Source organism: Ruegeria sp. YTSC003, from assembly GCF_059609785.1.
This window is the reverse complement of the sequence record NZ_JBXWMK010000014.1, coordinates 63,023-83,305: the sequence shown is the minus strand read 5'-3', so window position 1 is coordinate 83,305 and position 20,283 is coordinate 63,023. Positions and strand designations below refer to the sequence as shown.

17 protein-coding genes are annotated in these 20,283 nt (G+C 54.2%); 8 read left to right on the top strand and 9 right to left on the bottom strand.

Translation table 11 applies throughout. The features are described from left to right. Positions 1-115: 115 nt before the first annotated feature. The 8 genes from AC2FFH_RS20615 to AC2FFH_RS20580 all read right to left on the bottom strand — a co-directional run bounded on the left by AC2FFH_RS20615 (position 116) and on the right by AC2FFH_RS20580 (position 5,105). Positions 116-775, bottom strand: a complete 660-nt coding sequence (locus AC2FFH_RS20615; RefSeq protein WP_496737851.1) for a DUF2461 domain-containing protein — start codon at positions 773-775, stop codon at positions 116-118. A 12-nt stretch (positions 776-787) separates the two neighbouring features. Continuing rightward, positions 788-1,126 carry a TfoX/Sxy family protein gene (locus tag AC2FFH_RS20610; RefSeq protein WP_496737852.1) on the bottom strand — a complete coding sequence of 113 codons (339 nt, stop codon included), beginning with the start codon at positions 1,124-1,126 and terminating at the stop codon, positions 788-790. A gap of 5 nt (positions 1,127-1,131) precedes the next feature. Beyond that, entirely contained in the window at positions 1,132-1,530 is a 399-nt protein-coding gene (locus AC2FFH_RS20605; protein ID WP_496737853.1) for an MAPEG family protein, read from the bottom strand. A 24-nt stretch (positions 1,531-1,554) separates the two neighbouring features. After that, positions 1,555-1,941: a VOC family protein gene (locus AC2FFH_RS20600; RefSeq protein ID WP_496737854.1), complete on the bottom strand. Its 387-nt coding sequence runs from the start codon at positions 1,939-1,941 to the stop codon at positions 1,555-1,557. Positions 1,942-2,009: 68 nt separating this feature from the next. Then, positions 2,010-3,245: an RNA polymerase sigma factor gene (locus AC2FFH_RS20595; protein WP_496737855.1), complete on the bottom strand. Its 1,236-nt coding sequence runs from the start codon at positions 3,243-3,245 to the stop codon at positions 2,010-2,012. Positions 3,246-3,248: 3 nt separating this feature from the next. Then, on the bottom strand, positions 3,249-3,620 hold the full coding sequence (locus tag AC2FFH_RS20590) for a YciI family protein (RefSeq protein ID WP_496845232.1): 372 nt from the start codon (positions 3,618-3,620) through the stop codon (positions 3,249-3,251). Positions 3,621-3,741: 121 nt separating this feature from the next. Next, positions 3,742-4,107, bottom strand: coding sequence for a VOC family protein (locus AC2FFH_RS20585; RefSeq protein ID WP_496737857.1), 366 nt, complete (start codon positions 4,105-4,107; stop codon positions 3,742-3,744). 380 nt (positions 4,108-4,487) lie between these two features. Continuing rightward, positions 4,488-5,105, bottom strand: a complete 618-nt coding sequence (locus tag AC2FFH_RS20580; protein ID WP_496845231.1) for a helix-turn-helix domain-containing protein — start codon at positions 5,103-5,105, stop codon at positions 4,488-4,490. 102 nt (positions 5,106-5,207) lie between these two features. Between AC2FFH_RS20580 and AC2FFH_RS20575 the strand changes: the two genes are divergently transcribed. From AC2FFH_RS20575 to AC2FFH_RS20555, 5 genes are read left to right on the top strand one after another with little or no spacing between them, the layout of a single operon-like run. Further along, positions 5,208-6,398 carry an LLM class flavin-dependent oxidoreductase gene (locus AC2FFH_RS20575; RefSeq protein ID WP_496845230.1) on the top strand — a complete coding sequence of 397 codons (1,191 nt, stop codon included), beginning with the start codon at positions 5,208-5,210 and terminating at the stop codon, positions 6,396-6,398. Further along, positions 6,391-7,068, top strand: a complete 678-nt coding sequence (locus AC2FFH_RS20570; RefSeq protein ID WP_496737860.1) for a glutathione S-transferase family protein — start codon at positions 6,391-6,393, stop codon at positions 7,066-7,068. The genes AC2FFH_RS20575 and AC2FFH_RS20570 overlap by 8 nt, the downstream gene beginning before the upstream one ends. Beyond that, positions 7,065-7,550: a flavin reductase family protein gene (locus AC2FFH_RS20565; RefSeq protein ID WP_496737861.1), complete on the top strand. Its 486-nt coding sequence runs from the start codon at positions 7,065-7,067 to the stop codon at positions 7,548-7,550. The genes AC2FFH_RS20570 and AC2FFH_RS20565 overlap by 4 nt, the downstream gene beginning before the upstream one ends. Next, positions 7,547-8,443 (top strand): alpha/beta hydrolase, encoded by an 897-nt coding sequence (locus AC2FFH_RS20560; RefSeq protein WP_496737862.1) that lies wholly within the window; start codon positions 7,547-7,549, stop codon positions 8,441-8,443. The genes AC2FFH_RS20565 and AC2FFH_RS20560 overlap by 4 nt, the downstream gene beginning before the upstream one ends. Next, positions 8,440-8,814: a nuclear transport factor 2 family protein gene (locus tag AC2FFH_RS20555; RefSeq protein ID WP_496737863.1), complete on the top strand. Its 375-nt coding sequence runs from the start codon at positions 8,440-8,442 to the stop codon at positions 8,812-8,814. The genes AC2FFH_RS20560 and AC2FFH_RS20555 overlap by 4 nt, the downstream gene beginning before the upstream one ends. Positions 8,815-9,200: 386 nt before the next feature. On the opposite strand, the gene AC2FFH_RS20550 is transcribed toward AC2FFH_RS20555, so the two are convergent. Beyond that, the gene (locus AC2FFH_RS20550; RefSeq protein WP_480596544.1) at positions 9,201-9,818 is read right to left on the bottom strand and encodes a GNAT family N-acetyltransferase; all 618 of its coding nucleotides are present in this window, start codon (positions 9,816-9,818) and stop codon (positions 9,201-9,203) included. A 773-nt stretch (positions 9,819-10,591) separates the two neighbouring features. Here AC2FFH_RS20550 and AC2FFH_RS20545 point away from each other — a divergent pair. Genes AC2FFH_RS20545 through AC2FFH_RS20535 form a run of 3 tightly spaced genes read left to right on the top strand, consistent with a single transcriptional unit; the run spans position 10,592 to position 19,346 of the window. Then, positions 10,592-17,983 (top strand): GAF domain-containing protein, encoded by a 7,392-nt coding sequence (locus AC2FFH_RS20545; RefSeq protein WP_496845229.1) that lies wholly within the window; start codon positions 10,592-10,594, stop codon positions 17,981-17,983. A 3-nt stretch (positions 17,984-17,986) separates the two neighbouring features. Beyond that, complete coding sequence (locus AC2FFH_RS20540) at positions 17,987-18,328, top strand: Hpt domain-containing protein (RefSeq protein WP_496845228.1); 342 nt, start codon at positions 17,987-17,989, stop codon at positions 18,326-18,328. Further along, positions 18,321-19,346, top strand: coding sequence for an adenylate/guanylate cyclase domain-containing protein (locus AC2FFH_RS20535; RefSeq protein ID WP_496845227.1), 1,026 nt, complete (start codon positions 18,321-18,323; stop codon positions 19,344-19,346). Before AC2FFH_RS20540 ends, AC2FFH_RS20535 begins: the two co-directional genes overlap by 8 nt. The last annotated feature ends 937 nt before the right edge of the window (positions 19,347-20,283 follow it).

The following is a 20,283-nucleotide window of genomic DNA, read 5'->3' as shown; positions in this document are numbered from 1 at the left end:
TTTAAGCACCAGCTTGGCGCTGTGCCGAGCGGCCCGTTGCGGTCATTCATCCAATCGGAACCAAGTTGCGGTGCGCCCGTCAAAGCCGCCATTCGCTGCGTTCGCAATAGTGGGGTCACTTGATCCGAGAAAGCAGTTGAAACACCGGCCTCAGTTTGGCGAACTCGGCAGTTGTTCGTTCCGTCAGATTCGACTTTAAAACAAAGGCTGGGGTCTCGGTATCCATCCAAACTGCAAAGCCCTTGCGCCGCAACGCTTCCTCATGGGGGTGGTCTTTGTCAAAACCGGAGGGAACGCGCTTCAACTCCGGCTCACCGATCCTGTAACCCCGTTCTCGCAACTCTGTGGTGGTCTGCATTAACTCTGCCCCCAAGGGTCCCACCATGGCGTCGCGGAATGCGTCCAACGATCCTTTTTCATACTGAAAAACCCCACAGCCGAGGGAAAGCTTTTCTGGGGAAAGGCCAAAGAACCACATAGGCGGCTGTACCGCTTGCCCTGTCGGTATGAACGCGAGGTGCAGGTGCGCGTTATAGGGTGTCTTGTCTTTGGAAAACCGAACATCTCGGTGAATTCGAAAGATCTTGCTGCCGTGATCTTGCCCAGTAAGGTCACGTAGCGCCAACTCAATCTCTTCGGCGAACAGCTTGCTGCGTGACTTAATGTAGGTCTCATACGTCGACTTGTTCGCTGCAAACCAGTGCTTGGTATTGTTGGCCTTCAGTTCTTGCAGGAAGCCTACTGCCTCGGCAGCAAAGCAATCGAATTGGGCCATAAGATCCTCCATTCAGTCTTTCTTGGGCAGCGCCGCGGCATGCTCGAGGCACAGGTGCAGCCACCGCAACAAAGCAGCGTCATTGCAATCTGCTTCGTCCACACGGACAAAACCACCCAGCTTGCGGGTTCCGTGAACCACAGCGTGGGCCGTGGGGTCCTGCAATGCCGCAGGCTCGTTCACCTTTCCCACCCTGAACATGAACCGGCCCACGCCATCCTGATGTCTGCGTGCACCACAAAGCATGTTACCGTTCAAAAAAAAGCACAGGCCGCCCATCATCCGCTTTTCGGAAATGCCCACATGCGTGGCCAGAGCGTCTCGCATGCGGGTGTTAAGTGTTTCATCCACTGGCATCAGCTGCCGATCCAAAGCTGCCAAAGGATCGCCAGCGCAAGCACCAGCATTGCCATAGTCGTCAGCGCCGCCCCAACCGCGCGCCCCTTGCCATTCACCGAAGTGCTGAGGCTGAAATAGTGAATGAGGCGGGCAAGCAGCAGCACGCCACCGCAGGCAGCGACCAGCCAGGGTGCAGTTCCCGCGATCTCGGCCCCTGCTAAGGCCAACAATGCAAGTGGCACGTATTCGATGAAGTTCCCATGCGCCCGCATCAGCCGCAGTAAGCTTTCATCCTCACCATGCAGCAAAGAGATCCCGGTCTTGGTGCGACGAACACCAACGGCAATCGCCATCGGAATGCTCATCAAAACAAAAATGGCAGTGACAACCAGCGCGATCTGCGGAAACTGTTCCATGTGATGCCTCCTTTCTGATCTCGCTTAAGACGCCATGCTTTCGTAAGTGATCAGCGCGAACCGTGCCCCTTGTGGATCAGTCAGCGTGGCCATGCGACCGACTCCCGGCATATCCATAGCAGGCTGAACAATCGCGGCACCCTTGGCCTCAGCTTTGGCGACGCTGGCGTCCACGTCAGCCACGGTAAAAAAGATCGTCCAACTGCCATGATCTTCGGGCATTGGCGAAAAGCCACCAATTGCGGTTTCGCCAACAACGGCGGCTGAATAGCCTGATCCGTCCTGCATGGGCATGTCGTTGATCGTCCAGCCAAGCACCTCCTGATAAAACGATTTGGCTTTGCCCTGATCTGGGCCGGAATGTCCGATCCAGCCGGAGTTCCCGACGGTGGTCATCTCAAGAATACTCATGTGCTTCTCCCTTGGTTTCGCCCGCCACATACGGGTCTGATACAAGGACGCGCGAAGCCCAGCGATCCCTACACGTCGCGTAAACTTTCTTGGCAGATCTCAATTTTTTCAGTGATCGCAACACGTTCGGGCGCAGTTGGTCTGAGCGTCATCACCGTTTCGAAAGCGGCAATCGCGGCATGATGCTCACCTGTTTCTTGTAAAAGCCCGCCGCGCATCGCGTGGTACCAGCGATAAGTGGACAACTCCTGTGCCAAAGGCTCCATCGCCTCTAGCGCATAATCCGGACCGTGCAGCTTGGCCTGTGCTGCAATCTGGTTAAGTCGGACAACAGGCGTTGGCTGCAATGCATAGAGAGCGGCGTAATGACTTTCGATCGATGCCCAGTCCGTGTGATCAACCGAGGCCGCATGGGCATGTGTCGCTGCGATTGCAGCCTGAATAATATAAACACCCTGATGTCCCGTCCGGTGGGCCTTTTGCAAAAGACCCGTCGCCTCGGCGATGTTCGCACGATCCCAAAGACTGCGATCCTGATCGTCCAGCGCGACAAGCTTGCCTTCTGGATCAATACGCGCACGCCGCCTTGCGTGTTGAAATAGCAATAGCGCCAGCAATGCGGCCTGTTCCCCCATCGCTGGAAATAGCGCCGCTAGTAGACGGGCCAGACGGATCGCCTCTTCACACAAGGTAAATTTGATTTGCTTTGGACCGGCCGAGGTTGACCACCCTTCGCTAAACATCAAGTAAACCATCAGAGAAACTTCACCCAAGCGCGCACCCCGCTCAGCCGGACTGGGTGTTTTGAAGGCAACCGGATTGCTCGCTATCTTCTTTTTGGCACGGGTGATCCGCTGTTCCATAGTCTTGGGCTTGATGAGAAATCCACTCGCAATTTCGTCTACGCTCAACCCTAGGACCACGCGCAGTGCAATGGCAATCTGATCCCGCCGCTCGAGTTCCGGATGGCAGCAGATGAACAGAAGCCGCAAAACATCATCGCGCATTTCGTCAGGATCCGGGGTTTCGGCAGGCACCGGTTTAAACTCCTCCATATGACGCGACAGGATTGCGGCGCGGCGTTGTGATTTGCGCACATGATCAAGGCCAGAGTTGCGTGCAGTCGTCAGCAACCATGCTAACGGGTCACGAGGTTCACCATCATTTGTCCAAACTGTCAGCGCCTTCAGGCAGGCATCGGCAAACGCCTCTTCCGCAATATCGATGTCCCGAAACATCCGGATCAGGGCAGCAAGCGCACGCGGTCGGTGCAGGGTGAAAGTGGCCTCGAGCCAGTCCGACATGTTCTATTCCGACGAGATCACGCCGCCAGCCCAGGCCACCGGTCGCACCTCAAGCCTTGCTACAGGGGATGAGATCATTTTCGCGTATTCCAATGCCTCATCAAGGTCTTCGAATTCAGCAGCATAAAATCCAAGGAAGTTCTCCTTGGTCTCGGCGAATGGACCGTCGGTGATCAAAGGCGCTGAGCCTTCGGTTGGAGCAGGCTCGACCATCACGGCAGAGGTCGGCGGCATCAATTTTATCGACACGAACTCCCCGCGCTCTGATAGCGCCGATTGCAATGCGCCATGGCCCGACATCACTTCGTTCTGGCGATCTTTGGGCAGCGCTTCGAATACGCCCGGCTCCCCATAAATCGTGATTGCGTATATCATTTTCGCCTCCATGCTTCATTCACATGGTGCAAGGACGCGCGAGGACATGCAAATCCTACAACCGGTCCACAATGCAACGTCGCAAGATAGTCACTTGGAAAACCGAGATGCTAATCGAATGCTAGGCGGGTTCCCAAAGCTCAATTGGGTTTCCTTCTGGATCATTGAGCCACGCGAACTTGCCATTTGGATAAGGTGAATCTGGATCGCGACGGACTTCAACACCCTTAGACTCGAGTTGTGCAATCATTTTCTCAATGTCGCGAACACGAAAATTCAGCATAAATGCCTTTTCTTGGTTCCCGAAATACTCTGTCACTTTTTCGAACGGGGCGAATACAGTCTCACCTGCTTCTTGCTTCCAACACGGTGTTTCATAGTCGTTTGGTACGAGATCAATGCCCAAATTGTCACGATACCATGCCGCCAAGTCGACGGGCTCGTTTGCCCTGAAGAAAAACCCGCCAAAGCCCAGTACTTTTTCCATCTTCGATTTCAAACCCGGATACGCTATCGGAAAAGACTACTCCAATATGTGGATTTTGATAAGTGCGGCACATTCCTGCCGTTCATTCTGTTGCTTTAATTCTGTGCTGCAGCCCGCCAAACCAGACTTTCGTTGCGCGTGCGCAATCCGAGTTTGATCGAGGGGCAGATGTTGTGAAAAAACCGATTATCTTTTCTATCAACCAAACAACTGGCCTCGGCGTGAATCTGTCATGCCAGATCAGGATGTTGGACAGCACAGCAGTTATTTGTTGCATTGAAGAACAAGCAACACGGTCAAAATGGCAACGCAAGTAACGGGTCGTTTTTAGTGCGCCATACACAAAAGTAGTTCTTGCATTAGCAATAGCAGGCCAACCGTCACCACGTGATACGGATCGGCGACATCGCCCAAATCATTGTAGCCTCTTTTTCGGTCTTGTTGCGAAAGCGGTGGGCGATCATGGAGGGATAGGAAAAACTGTCCCCTTCGCGCAAGAAAATGACCTCTTCCCCAAGTCGCAGCTCAACTTCGCCGCTAAGGACGATGGCGTGTTGTTCACCTTCAAAGGAGTACCCTTCGAGCGGCTCGGGCGGTTGTCCTGCGCCGGGACGGAATCGTGAAAGGATCAAATAGCACTGGCCGGACAAGGTGCTGGAAAGCAATTCGTCCTCAAAGCCCAATTCATCTGTTGAGCGCGTATACATCGCAGACAGCGCCCGGCGGTTCTCGCGTCGCACGACGTGTTTTCGCTCAAGCGGACCGTTGCCTTCCTGTTTGGGAAAGAACCAATTGGGGTCAACTGCAAGCGCATCGCTGATTTCGCCAAGCAGGTCGTCCGACACCTTGGCCGTCCCAAGCTCAATCCGGCTGAGATAGGCTTTGGAACACGACACCACCTCGGAAAGGTGCTGCAAGGTCAGTCCACGCGCATTGCGCACTTCGCGAATTTCACTGCCGAGCCTTTGGGCGTCGGTCTGGGACACGTCACTTTTCATGACTTCAGAATAGATGATTTTAGTTGACTTTTCGAGCGTAAATCAACTTAGTTGAAAAGACGAGAGAAAATCAACTGATTTTCCACCGGCAGGGAGGATGTTATGCGCTTTGATTTGATTGCGAATTTTAGCCCCGGTGAGACGATTCCATGGACGCGTACGCTGGAAATGATCCTCGAACAGTGTTCGTTGGCCGAAGAGGCGGGTTTCACAACCGCATGGTTCACCGAGCATCATTTTGCACATAACGGGTATATGAATGCGCCGCCCAACCCGATCCAGATGGGGACTCACGTGGCCGCGCATTGCAAGAAACTACGGGTAGGCACGGCGCCGATCATCCTGCCCGATTGGCACCCGCTACGTGTCGCTGAAGATGCTGCAATGCTTGACAACATGACACTGGGTCGTTTTGATTTCGGCGTCGCCAAAGGCATCAATGAGCGCTCGACCATCCAGTTCAACAAGGACGCGGACCGGCGCGACAATGCCAAGGTCATGCGGCTGTATCAGGAGAGTCTGGAGATCATCCTGAAAGCCTGGACCAATGAGGCTTTCACCCATCACGGTGAATTCTATCAGTTCCCTGTGCCCGGCTGGAAAGAGACCAACCGGTTCTTTGACCCTCTGGACCCGCGTTATCACGATGAAGATGGCGAATACAAAGCGATGTATGTGCATCCACGCCCCTATTCCAACCCTCATCCGCCAGTCTGGCTGATGTCGAATGCGCCGCCCACCTTCAAACTGGCCGGAGAGCGCGGTTGGGGGGTGATCTCGATGGCGGCGGGGCCCAAGGCGACGCAGACCTGTTGGGAGCCCTACCGCCAGGCCCTGTCGCAACGCGAAGGGCGCGAGGTAAGCCTAGGCGAGGGCGTTGGTGTCTGCACAGCGTTTTATGTCGGTGAAAGCATGGAAGAAGCGGAGAACACAATCCGTGGTCCGATCAATGCCTATTACGAATTTCTCGGCGGGTCGCGTCCCAAGGGGGAATGGACCAAGCACGGCTATCTGGACGTGGGTGAAGAGATGATGCCCGAGGATGAGGATATGGACTGGTTCGACTTCCTCAACAAACGCGGGATCATCGTGGTGGGTGACGCCGAATACGTCGCGGATCGGTTTGCGGAACGGCAGGAAACCATCGGTCTCGATCACCTGATGCTGATGCAGCAATATACCGGTGTGCCGTACGAAAAGATCCTCGCCAGCTGGCATCGTCTGTTCGAACATGTGGTTCCAAAGTTCGGCACGCAATCCATCGCGCAGAAATGGATGCTGGAACATGCTTGAGATTTGGGGGCGCCCCTATTCATCGAACGTCATTCCGGTGATCTGGACAGCAAATGAACTGGGGTTGGATTATACGCTGCAACTTGCCGGGGGCAGCTTTGGCAAGCTCGACACCGAGATGTATGCGCAAATCAATCCCAACAGGATGATTCCTGCGATCCGCGACGGGGATTTTGCGCTGTGGGAAAGCCTTGCCATCGTACGCTACCTCTGTGATCGGTTCGGGGCAGGAACGCTGAGCCCATCCGATATTCAGACCCGCGCGATTGCGGATCAATGGATGGAGTGGTCGGCAAGCCGCGCCTTTGGGCCGGTGATCTATCTGTTCTTCGCAACGGTGCGCACGCAACCGGGCCAGCGTGAACCGGAAGAGATCGCCAAGCTGCGCGATGAGGCGCACGAGGCCCTGACCCTTCTAGACCGGCACCTTGCGGAACGCACCTATGTCTGCGGCGACAGCTTCACCATGGCGGATATTCCCTTGGGATGTGTGGCCTATCGTTATTTTAACGTCGAGGTCGACCGCCCGCCCTTACAGAATGTCGAGGCCTGGTATCAGCGGCTGGCGGAACGCCCCGCCTATCAGGATCACGTCATGCGCCCGTTCGGGACCAACCCTGATGAATGGGCTGCCTTGGAAAAAGCCTGTGCCAGCGAAGGGGTGCTATGATGGACGTCCGAGAATATCGCCGCGCACTTGGCGCCTTTCCGACGGGTGTTACCATTGTAGCCACCTACGACGCGGACAGAGAACCGTGGGGTCTGACCGCCAACTCATTCACTTCGGTCTCATTGCAGCCGTCGGTGATCTCGGTCTGTGTTGCAAAGTCAGGCCGGGTCTTCCCAACGCTGTCGCAATCGGATCATTTTGCGGTCAATATCCTGTCGGCCAAGCAGAAAGACCTTGCTATGCACTTTGCAAGCGATGTCGAAAACCGGTTTACCGACACCGATTGGATCCCCGGAACCGTGACCCCCTTGATCCCCGGTGTCTCGACGCAATTGGAGTGTACGGTTCACAGCAGGGTCGACGCAGACGATCACGAGATCCTCTTGGGCCGCGTCATCAACTACGCCCAGGCGCCCGTTCCGCCCCTTGTCTTTTGCCGCGGCGCGTTCTTCTCCGCGCCCCTACCCGAGGCTTCATCATGAGCGATCATCTGACCTTTCACACCCGCTTCGGCCCTGATGAATTCGACACGCAATACAATCTGCGGGCCGGCCGACCGGACTACGAAGCCACCGTTATTCCCGCGTGGAGCAACGACAGCAAGGCTGCCCGTGCGACATCCGATTGCAGCCTCGATATCCGCTATGGCGGAGGTGAGAAGCAAAAGCTGGATGTCTTCCGCTGCCCGGATGCGACCGCACCGACGTTGGTGTATGTGCACGGCGGGTATTGGCAGCGCGGCGACAAGTCGATCTACAGCTTCATTGCACCGCCCTTTGTCGCGGCGGGGATCAATGTAGTTGTGCTTGGCTATGACCTGTGCCCATCGGTGACCATCACTCGTATTTCTGAAGAAATCCGCGAAGCGATTGCTTATATCTGGCGCAATGCGCGCGATTTGGGCATTAATTCAGACCGTATCAGTGTGATGGGCCACTCGGCTGGAGGTCATATCACCCAGGTGATGATGGCGACCAACTGGCTTGCTTTTGGCGACGATCTTCCTGCGGACCTGATCAAATCCGGCATCCCGGTTTCTCCGCTCAGTTACCTTGAACCGGTGCGTCTGACCGAAGCACTCAATGCCGGTATCCGGATGACCCCGGAAGAGGCAGAAGCGGAAAGCCCGATGACCAACCACCCTCCGATCACGAATGCGCCGCAGCTGGTCGTCGTCGGTGGCTCGGAAACCGACGAATTCCACCGGCAAGCTCGGATGTATGTCGAAAAATTTGGGACCGCAGACCGCAAGGTCGGCCTCTACATCGTCCCGGACGTCGATCATTTTGACGAATTGAACGTGCTTGTCGACCCGGCAAGCCCGTTCTTCAAACACACTTGCGATATGCTTCACGGAAAAGGACCGCAATCATGACCGCTTTGACCCGAGCCCTCGTCGACGCTGTCGGCGACGCGTTTAACGCCAACGACATCGATGCAGTGATGAAGCACTTCGCAGACGACGCAACATTTGACCACGCCGTCGGCCCGGACGAACATGGCGTGCGTCTTGAAGGGGCCGAGACAATCCGCAGTGCCTTTTCCGCGTTGTTTGAAAAAGTGGATAACGTCCATTGGGAAACGCTGGACTGCGCCATCTCCGGCAATAAAGCCTATTGCGAATACCGCCGAACCGCGGAGCATAAGGATGGCACGAAAGAAGAGTTCCTGAGCGTCGACATCCTGACCTACCGTGATAGGCTGATTGTCCATAAGGACACCTATTACAAGCAACGAACAAGTTGATCTGTTTACCCCTGATGCGGCCAGACATTCGGCAGTATTGTTGGAGGGCCGCGTCGTCGCTTGGGTAAGCCAAATCACGGGCGGGCTTCGCGCTATTCTCAATCAACAAGGTCGATACTGTCGTTGCCAGCGCAAACAATGCGAAGGTTGAGCCCGTTCATGTGTCGGGCCGCCTTGGTTGTTTCGGACTCTGAACCGACTTCGAAGGCCGTGGAACAACATTGCAACCAGCGACCCAGACTACTGTCAGTCCGGCCCACAGCTGCCTTTCACCGGTTGGTCGAGACACTGCGACCGCGCCCGCATTCCGGTCATTCGCTGCAAGTGCAAATTTTGGCGCTGCACAAACTCACAGGTTGCGGACAATGCAGCCGTTTGATCTACCGCTATTGGGCGGCTCGAAACATCGGAAACAGGGGTGGGGCTTGGTCGGCTTTGATTAGACCCATCTCTTGGAAACCATAGCGCTTATACAGCGATAGATTTGTAGGGTTTGTCGACTCTAAGTAAGCAGGTCTTCCATCTTCGTCACAACGTTTGAGGCAGCATTCAAGCAACGCGGACCCCAACCCTTTTCCTTGGCGAATTGGATCGACCGCAATAAAAGCTAAATGCCAGCAGTCCTCATCGGGATGATAATTGTCCATCTGCCCGAAGGTTTCGAACAACGCATCATGCTTTTCTGATGAGACCGTCTGCTCAAAACAGGCGACAAGCCGTTCTTCGTCAGGGTGAATGCTTGGCGGAAGCCAAAGTGCGCCAGCAGTAAAATCATCGTTTCGAAACGCGCTGCCCTGTTCAAATGCACGCCCTCCAAAGAAGTCCATTACTCGCGGGAAGTGGGTAAGGAAATCGGCAGGTTCAGGATACAACCAGCGCATGAATGGGTCGGCAGAAAATCCTAGAGCAAGTCCGCTTAACAAGCTTTCTGCTTCACTTCGGGTTGATGATCTAAACATGAAATTACCTTTGGTCGTTCCACCTCGATTTTCACGTTTCAGCATGTGGGCCGCAAATACTTGTTGTCAAATGCGCAATTTATTGTCCTGCCCAAGCAACGATGGATGACTGAATTGGGCTGAGGCGTGTGGGGGCAATACAACATTCGGAGGTCGGGCGCATTTCACTTGGATGAAGACCGGCCCAAACCGGACATTGAGCTTGAACCATGATTAACTAATCAGCTTCTTGAAAGCCGCCGTTCCGACATTTGCAACATTTCCTTTGCTTCGATGGCCGAGATGGGAACATGCCTGCCGTCCTTTTAAGCGAGCAGTACACTTCGCAGTGCATCTTCCCAGAGAGTTCACAGGGGCTTGCGTGTCCAGCACATGCTGCCTTTCGCCAACAGAAGTCTGGGTTTAAGCAATGACGCTCGGTGGAGCGCTTCAGAGATCGAACGTCGTGACGTTTTCGAGTCGCATATGGAGTGCCAGAACAGTAAGGCCTACAAGTCTATCCAGCGCCTTGGCACTACACTGTTGATTCATCGCGCTGATCAGCCGGATGATCCGAGCTAAGTGGGCCGTGCTCGCACGTGCATGAATGCAAAGGGCATCATCGGTAAAGAATTCCAGTGACTTCTATAACATGCTCTCTAAACTCCGGACAGTTGTTAGTCAGAATTGACGTGGGAGTTTGGGCGCAGTTGGGCGACAAAAAGGCATCAGGGACCTCGATAAGTCCCGCGCCATCATCTGCGCCAAGTTCGGAGTTAAGCGCAGCTGATCAACAGGCGCGGTTTGAAGCCACCGCTCAGGTGATGCAGGTGATCTCTGTGACCAAGGACGACGTTCAGCCGGTTTGCGATCTGATTGTTGAGCTTGCCACAGACCTTTGCGACGCTGTTTTTGCTGGTCTGGTTCTTGGACAGGAAGGCGACACACTTCAGCGGCTCGTGGCCAGTGTTAACCTGCACCCTGACATTCAGCAGCTTTGGCGCGACGGCAAATACACGATGGAGCCGGGCAATTCTCTGGTGACTGAAACAATCCTCAGCGGCGAGACCAAACGCGTTGTGGATATGGGAGACACTGATTTCCACAAATCCGGCGATGAGCGGTTCAAGCTGATTGTCGACAAGCATGGGTGCCGCAGTAATCTGTTTGTTCCTCTAAAGGTAGATGGCGGTGCAATCGGATGCTTGATGTTGGCGCGAGACGAGGTCCGGCCCTATACCGACGATCAGGTCAAGCTCGTCGAAACCTTTGCCGCCCAAGCGGTAATCGCCATTGAGAATGTTCGCCAATTTCGCGAATTGCAGATCCGTCTGGCACGCGAAGGCGCCACGCGTGAAGTTCTCGAGACAATTAGCCGATCGCGGGAAGATGAGACGCCGGTGTTCCAGACGATCCTGGAAAATACAGCCCGGCTTTGCGAAACGGATGTCGCCACACTAAGCCTTTTGAATGAAGCAGGAACCCACCTCGAATATGCGGCCCATTTCGGTGATCAGTTGGCGACCTACGAGGTTGGCGTAGATCGTTGGTCACTGGACTCACATCTCCAGATTGCGGAGTCCGTTCGCGAGGCACGCGTTATTCACAATGTCGATTTGCGCCTGACTGACCAGTATATCAAAGGCGACCCATGGCGCCGTCAACTTGTAGACGAAGAAGGTGTCCGGTCATTTCTGACGGTCCCACTAATGTCGGCAGATGGCACGCCCGTGGGCGTCATCGGGATTTACCGACGTGAGGTTCGCGCATTTACAAACGACGAGATCTCTCTGGTTGAGGGATTCGCCGCCCAAGCCGTGATCGCCTTGGATAACACGCGACAATTGAATGAACTGCATACGCAGTTGGAGCGTCAGGCGGCAACACAGAAAATTCTAACGGTCATTAGCCAAAGCCGTGATGACGATGCGCGCGTCTTTGATTCAGTGCTTCAGCAGGCCACCAGGGTATGTGATGCAGATCAGGCGGTCCTTATTTTGATTAACGCAGCAGGGACCCACGGGCGGTTGGCGGCGAATTGGGGGCATCAGAGAACCGAATTTGATGTTGGAGACGAGTGGCAGTTGGACGAATCGATTCCAATAGCCACTGCGATACGAACAGGTAAGGTTGGTCGCATCGATGATTTGACCGACACGGATTTTTATCGCTCGGGCCATCCTACAGCTGCCATGATGGTTGAGATCGAAGGCATTCGGTCACGCGTTACAGTCCCCCTGATGCAAGGAGATCAGGCCATCGGAGCCATCGCAGTTAGCCGCCGGGAGGTGCGGCCATTTGCTGACCCTGACGTGCAGTTGATTGAAGAATTCGCCAAACATGCAGTCATTGCCATCGAAAACACGCGCCAGTTTCGTGAAGTTCAGGAACGACTTGAACGGGAAGAAGCGTCGCGTGAAATACTCGAAGTCATCAGCCGCAGCCGCGATGACGACAAACCGGTCTTTTATAGCATTCTCGAGAACGCAAGCCGTTTGTGCAAAGCACCGCTGGCCTTCTTGTGTGTCGCTGACCACGAACAAGGGCACGCAACGATTCCAGCCAATATCGGTGCGAGAACTGATTTTGATGAAGCGCTCAAAGATTTCGTAGAGCCATTAACGCGCACTGAACTGGTTGCGATCAGACCAATGATCGATGGTCAGGTTATCCGCCAAGACGATATCGCCGATGATCCACTATACTACCGGGACCGTGACCCAAAACGGGTTCAGATGGTTGAGATTGAAGGTGCTCGCTCGGTCCTTGCGGTGCCGTTGATGAAAGACGACACCGGTCTTGGGGTGATCGTTCTCTATCGCCGTGAAGTTTCGCCATTTTCGGATGATGATGTCGCTCTGGTCCAAACCTTTGCGGCCCAAGCCGTGATCGCAATGGATAACGTACGCCAGTTCCGAGAGGTGCAAGACCGTACGGCGGAGGTCACGCAAGCCTTGGAGTATCAGACTTCAACATCCGAAGTTCTGCGTGTGATCTCAGCATCTCCCAATCAACTGTCGCCCGTTCTGGACGCCATTCTCAAAGAAGCGTCGCGCATCTGCGAATTGCAGGATGCCTATGTCGCGATGCTCAACCCGGACGATGGGCTTTTTCATGTGCACTCGACGCTAACACAGGATACGGCCTTTGCAGAGTACGTCAAAGCTCACCCGATTTCACCAGCGGAGAACGGTGTAAGCGGGCGTGCGATCCTGTCGAAACGCACAAGCTATGTCGAAGATGTCGAAGCGGATGACACCTACACCTGGTTGGAAGAAAGCGGCGTGGGTGATTACAAATCATTGCTTGGACTTCCGCTTGTCAAAAACGGCGAAGTCGTAGGCGTTATCTCTCTTGGGGCGCCAATGGTCTCGGGTTTTTCCGCCAAACAGATCAAACTGCTGGAAACTTTTGCGGATCAGGCGGTTATCGCGATTACCAACGCAAACCTTTTCCACGAGTTGGAGGAGCGGACAGAAGAAGTCACGCAGGCGCTGGAGTATCAGACCGCCACGTCAGACGTATTGTCGGTGATTTCGCGATCTCCGAATGAGCTGGAGCCGGTGCTGAAAGAGATACTGAGAGTCGCCGGCCGGATCTGCGAGCCAAAATATGCTGCGATCTCGATCCTGAATCCGCAAGACAACCTTTACCATACTGACATCATGCTCGACTTTGACAGTGATTTCATGAAGTTCATGAAAGCACACCCAGTGCCGGCAGGTCATGGAAGCGGTATTGGCCAAACAGCTTCACGCGGCAAAACAGTCTACTACGAGGACACTGAAGCTGACGAATACGCCTGGAAGGAAGCCGCGCGTATTGGCAAGTATCGCTCGCTTCTGGGTGTCCCTTTGGTCAAGGATAAGGTTGTGGTCGGTGTGATCGTGCTCTGCCACGACAAAGTCGCACCATTCGATTCAAAACAGATATCTCTGTTGGAGACGTTCGCCTCGCAAGCGTTGATTGCCATCAATAACACTCAACTCTTCGAGGAAGTACGGGCGCGTACGACCGAAGTTGAAGACGCATTGGTGCGCGAACGTTCCAGTGCTGAAATCTTGCAACTGATCAACGAAGCTTCTTCCGACATCCAGCCTGTGTTTGACCTTGTCGTGCAAAAATCCGCTGAACTTTGTGGAGCGCAGTTCTGCGTCCTCGAACGCTTTGACGGCAATCTCTATCATTTCTGCGCACAATACGGGTTTCCGCAGACTACTTTGAAGGCACTGACTTCGGATTATCCCTTGGAAGCTTCCAAGGGTCATCTGGCTCCATTGGTCGTTGAAAGCGGCGAAGTCCAGCATCTAGCGGATGCGCGGGGGCCCGAGTATTTCAGTCCAGAGCTTGCCCGAAAGGCTGGGTATCGGCGCTTGATGGCCGTACCGATCCGGGCAGAGGCGCGGATTTGGGGCGTCATAATTGTCGGTTGGGCCGAGGCCGGACCGCCGCAACAAAACAGCGTCGAGCTCGTTCAGGGTTTTGCCAATCAAGCCAGCATCGCCATCGAGAACGCACGGCTATTCCGGGAAACTCAGGAACGCACTGCTGAAGTCGAGGAGGCGCTGAAGTATCAGACGGCGACGTCCGAAGTGCTCGACGTCATCTCGCGCTCACCGAACGATCTTCCACCGGTTTTGGACGCGATCCTGGAGGTCTCGTCGCGTATCTGTTCACCGGAATACGCGTTCTTTGCAATGAAGGATGCTGACGATGGCCTATACCGCGTGGCCATGTCCCACAATGTGAGTGATGCTTTTCTCAAATTCCTGTCCGACAACCCTATCGCGCCAGAAGAGGGGTCTTGCATCGGGCGCACGGCTCTGCAAGGCAAGACGGTCTATATAAAAGACACCCGTAGAGATCCGACTTACACATGGAAAAAAGCGGCTGAGATCGGGGACTATCTTACTACTCTTGGTGTCCCTTTGGTCAGCAATGGCGTAACCGTTGGCGTTATTGTTATGGCGCATCGGCAGGCAGCTGCGTTTAGCGACAAACAAGTCAGCCTGCTGGAAACCTTCGCGTCTCAGGCCGTGATCGCCATCAACAATACGCGACTGTTCAAAGAAGTGCAGGCCCGCACTGCAGAAGTTGAAGAGGCACTGGGGTATCAGAAGGCGACATCCGAAGTGCTCGAGGTTATTTCCCGTTCCCCTGACGCTTTAGAGCCGGTTTTGGAAGCGTTGGTAGCGGTTTCGTCGCGCATCTGCCGCCTACAGGATGCTTTTGTGGCGCTAAAGAAACCCGAGGACGGAAAATTCCATTTCTTTGCCGGGCACAATCTCACAGAGAGTTTTGCCAAATTCCTCGAGTCGCATCCATTTGAACCGGGCGAAACGTCGGCGACCGCCCGGGCGCTTTTATATGGGCGCGCCGACTACGTTGAGGATACTCAAGCGGACCCTAACTATGATCCGGTCCTTAGGTCCAACTTGCAAGGATACAGGTCGGTTCTCTCTGTACCTTTGATACGCGACGGTGACACGATTGGTGTCATCAGTATGGGCAGCCGAAATAAAGCCGCCTTTGAGGACAAGCAAATCAAGCAGATGGAGACTTTTGCCTCGCAGGCGATCATAGCGATTCAAAACTCTAAATTGTTCAACGATACGCAAGTCGCACTCTCTCGCCAAACGGCAAGTGCGGATGTTCTCAGAGTGATCTCGGAATCCCCGACAGATACCAAACCGGTTTTTGAGAAGATTGTCGGACTGGCGACAGCTCTCATCGATTGCGACTTGTCGATTGCCATGCAGGCTAACAAAACTGAATACTGGCAAGTGGCGGCCGCAACTCCGGATGGTTTAGAGGAAATCACTTGGACTGAGCGCCTGCCAATTGATCCCGACGACAACCTGCCATCCCGCGTCATCCAGAGCGGCAAGACGCTGCAATTGGATGAAACGCGCTTTGATGAACTATCTCCGCGGGACACGGAAATCGTTGAGCGACAAGGATTCAAGTCGTTCTTGATGGTACCCTTGATGCGAGGGAAAGACTGTTTCGGCACTCTCGTCTTTATTCGGAGAACGTCGAAGGCTTTCAGTGATGACGAAGTAGCCATTGCCGAATCTTTCGCGGATCAGGCTATCATCGCGCTGGAAAACGTGCGTCTGTTCAATGAAACTCAGGCTTCCTTAGCGCGACAGACTGCCAGTGCTGATGTACTGCGGGTGATCAGCCAATCGCCTTCAGATACCACACCTGTTTTTGAGGCGATTGTAAATTCCGCGACACGGCTTGTTTCATGCGACATGGCAGGCGCCGCTTTGTCAGATGACAGTTTCTGGTGGCAAGTGGCTTTGGCGACGCCAAAAGGCCTATTACGTGATTTCGGACAAACCCGACACCCGTTGGACCCGAAGGATAATTTTCTGTCGTCCGTGTTACTGTCCGGGAAAACCATGCATGTACACGATTTGACGTCACAGGGCTTACCGCGGTTGGCCAAGAAGCTTCACGAAGAAAACGGATTTGAAGCTTTTCTTGGCATACCGTTGATGCGCGGAGACAAGTGTTTGGGCGGACTCTATTTCATCAGGAAATCAAAAATACCGTTTTCGGACGACGATATTGCTATGGCTGAGTCTTTTGCGGATCAGTCTGTTATTGCCATTGAGAACGTGCGCCTTTTCCGCGAGGCCGAAAAGGCCCGTGAGGTGGCCGAGTCTGCTAACGAAGCGAAGAGCGCGTTCCTCGCCACCATGTCCCACGAAATCCGTACACCGATGAATGCCGTTATCGGGATGAGTGGGCTCCTGATGGATACCAAGTTGGACGCCGAACAAAGCGATTATGCCAACACGATCCGCGACAGTGGCGACGCGCTGCTTGGCATCATCAACGAAATTCTCGATTTTTCGAAAATCGAAGCCGGGCAGATGGACATCGAGAACCATCCGTTTGACCTGCGTGAATGTATCGAAAGCGCGCTAGATCTGATCAGCGGCAAGGCTGCCGAAAAGAAGCTTGATCTGGCCTATGAATTTGACGACGCTCTGCCCCTTGCGATCAGTGCCGACCTGACCCGGTTGCGGCAGATCCTGCTGAACCTTCTTTCCAACGCCGTGAAGTTTACCGAAAGCGGGGAAGTGGTTCTATCTGTTGAACAAACCACCAAGAAACGCGGATCGCTTGAGCTGACTTTCACAGTCCGCGACACTGGTATTGGCCTGAGCGAAAAAGGTATGAGCCGTCTGTTCCAGTCCTTCAGTCAGGCAGACAGCTCAACAACCCGTAAATATGGCGGCACCGGACTCGGCCTGGCGATTTCCAAACGTCTTGCGGAACTCATGGGCGGCACCATGTGGGCACGAAGTGACGGCGAGGGGCACGGTTCGACCTTTATGTTTACGATCCAGACCAAACCTTCCAAACCTGTCAAATCATCGTCGCGTGATCTGGTAGGCATTCAGTCCGAGCTTGAAGGCAAACGCATCCTTATGGTGGATGACAACGCCACCAACCGTAAAATCTTGTCGCTCCAGACCGAGAAATGGGGCACTAAAACCACTACCTGCGAAACCCCGTCCAATGCGCTGGCCACACTCGAGAAGGCTCAAAAGTTCGATCTGGCAATTCTCGACATGCACATGCCAGAAATGGATGGTGAGGAACTTGCCCGGAAAATTCGGGCCAAGCATCCGGACTTGCCGCTGATCCTCTTTAGTTCTCTTGGTCCGCGCGACATTGACCTCGAAGACGGTCTCTTTGCTGCCAACCTCACCAAGCCGCTGCGTCAGTCGCATCTTTTCGATACTCTGGTCACGTTGTTTTCAACCGAAGATACTCCCGTGAAAGCGACCAAACCCGCAGACAAACCCCAGACTGATCCACAGATGGCCAAACGCCACCCTCTGCGTATTCTGCTGGCTGAGGATAATTTGGTGAACCAGAAACTTGCGCTTCACCTGCTTGAACAGATGGGCTATCGCGCTGATCTGGCCAGCAACGGCGCTGAGGCGGTCGAAAGCGTGAACCGGCAAGCATACGATGTCGTATTGATGGACGTGCAGATGCCCGAAATGGATGGGCTCGAAGCCTCACGCTGCATAAACCAAGATTTTCCCGGAGAAGACCGACCGCGTATAGTCGCCATGACCGCTAACGCCATGCAAGGCGACCGCGAGATGTGTTTAGATGCCGGGATGGACGACTACATCGCCAAACCGATCCGCCTGCCTATTCTTATCGAAGCCCTTTTGAATGTTCCTAGGAAAAGCAAGTAATCCATGACAAACGGTCCAATTGATCTTGATATCTTCGCTGAACTCAAGGACGCGACAGGCGACGAATTTGCCGCCGAGCTTGTGAACACCTTCCTCGACGAAGCCCCTGGCATGATCGCCGAATTGAAAGCGGCTGCCGACGCGTTTGACGCTGATGGATATCGCCGCGCGGCTCATTCCATTAAGTCGAATGCAAACACCTTTGGTGCGACTGCACTGGCCGAGTTGGCCAGAAAAATCGAGCTCGGGGACATACCAGCGACTGGCGACCTTACAGATGCGAAAGCTCTGGAGGCCGCTTTCGCCAAAGCTGCTGCGGCCCTGCGGACCCTGAACAATGACTGATACACGCGGCCATCTCCTCATCGTTGATGACAACAAAGTCAATCGGCTACTCCTGTCTCGCAATGTTGAATTGTTGGGGCACAAAGCCTCTGTCGCGGAAAACGGCCTCGTCGCGATGGAGATGTTGTCGAGTCAGTCTTATGACCTGCTTCTACTCGATATCGAAATGCCGGAAATGGACGGGTTTCAGGTTCTGGAGGCAATCAATGCGGACCCCGACCTGCGCGAATTGCCGGTGATTGTGACCTCCTCTGTCGAAGGGCTCGACAATATTGTGCGCTGCATCGAGTTAGGCGCAGAAGACTACTTGCCCAAGCCGGTGAACAAGACGCTACTCAGCGCCCGCGTCTCCAGCGGCCTCGAAAAGAAGCGATTGCGGGACGAACAAAGACGCCTGCTCGAACGTTTCGCGACCTCCGAAGTTGCGCAAGACCTGCAAGAGTCTGGCTTTGCCATCGGTGGCAAACGTGCAAACGCATCGGTTCTTTTTTGCGACATTCGCGGTTTCACAGCCCTTTCGGAAAACCTCGCGCCCGAGGCAACAATTGATCTGCTCAACACCTTCTACACGTTGATGTTCGAGGCGGTGACCAGCAATGGCGGCATTGTCAGCCTGATGCTTGGTGACGGGTTGATGGCTCTCTTCGGTGTTCCACAACCTCTGAACAATACCGCGCAAAGCGCGGTAGCTGCGGGGCATGAAATGCATAGCATGATAGAGATGCTGAATCATGACCGGCTCGCGGATGGAGAACGGAGTCTCAGGATCGGGATCGGTATCGCCACAGGCGAAGTCGTCGCGGGCTATGCCGGCACTGACAACCGGGCGACCTATACCTGTATCGGATCCGCGGTAAATCTCGCAGCCCGATTGGAAGCGGAAACCCAGAACACCGGAAGCCGGATTTTGGTTGATCAAGAGACCCTGAATCTGCTCGACGGGGTCGATATTCAGGAGACATTTGGCGGGACCCAGATCAAGGGCTTCTCCGATCCATTGGACATTCACGCTTTGTGATCTTCCGACACGAGTATCGTTTCTCCGATATCATTTCCTGTAAGATCGCTTACTACTAAACTCCCCGCCGTCGCAGCCACTCAATTTGGATTCGCGAAAACGGGTCGATTGTTTTTACGCCCGGCAATGGGCCTATTGCCACAGACAAAAATCGGGCTTTATTCGATGCGAGGAGAACAGATGAAGCGAACTTTGATAGATCACTATCATCCGGGTCTTTTGAGCAGTCTGTCCGATTCAATGACTGCTTTGGAGTAGTGTAGCATTTTCTTTGCACCGCAGCGAACGACCGGTTTCCGCCCGACCTGCAATACAGCAGAGCTAGGGGACGTCGCCCCCCGCGCCCGCAATACAATTAGACAGGGCCGTATCCTCGGCGAACGCCTGTGGGCCGCACTACCCTGTCGAATTGTTTTGCACTTGCTACCCCCAACCCTCGCTGGGAGCAGGTTTTGGAGACGAGCGCCCTCAAGGGCTTCGCTCAAAACCAGTTTTTATGGGGAAACATGCTCAACGCAACCAATTGGCAGAAGGCAAAGCTATGCGGCGCAAAGGAAAATTTCTGTCGCAAAAAGCAAAACTATTTGTCGCCACATAGTAAATGTAGAACATCACGAATATTTGGCTCAATTGACAACCAAAACCTCAATAAATCGGTAAATCGCGTCATTCAATTCTGACCCAAACGTCAAGTAATTCTGACCCAATATGCATACCGGCCATTCATCGACACAGAGGCCAATGCCTCACAGGAACACGTTCTTCCAGATGTTACGCGCGCACTAATTTCTGCTCTTGAGGCATAGCATCAGCAACCGTATCGTACCCGGTTGGTCTAGAGCTCCCAGCTTAACCCTGTCGCGTCTTCAGTCACGTCCTAAAGCCTTGTCATGACGGGTTTATCATACGCGTGGGGGTTCAATGTACCCTTGCCGTC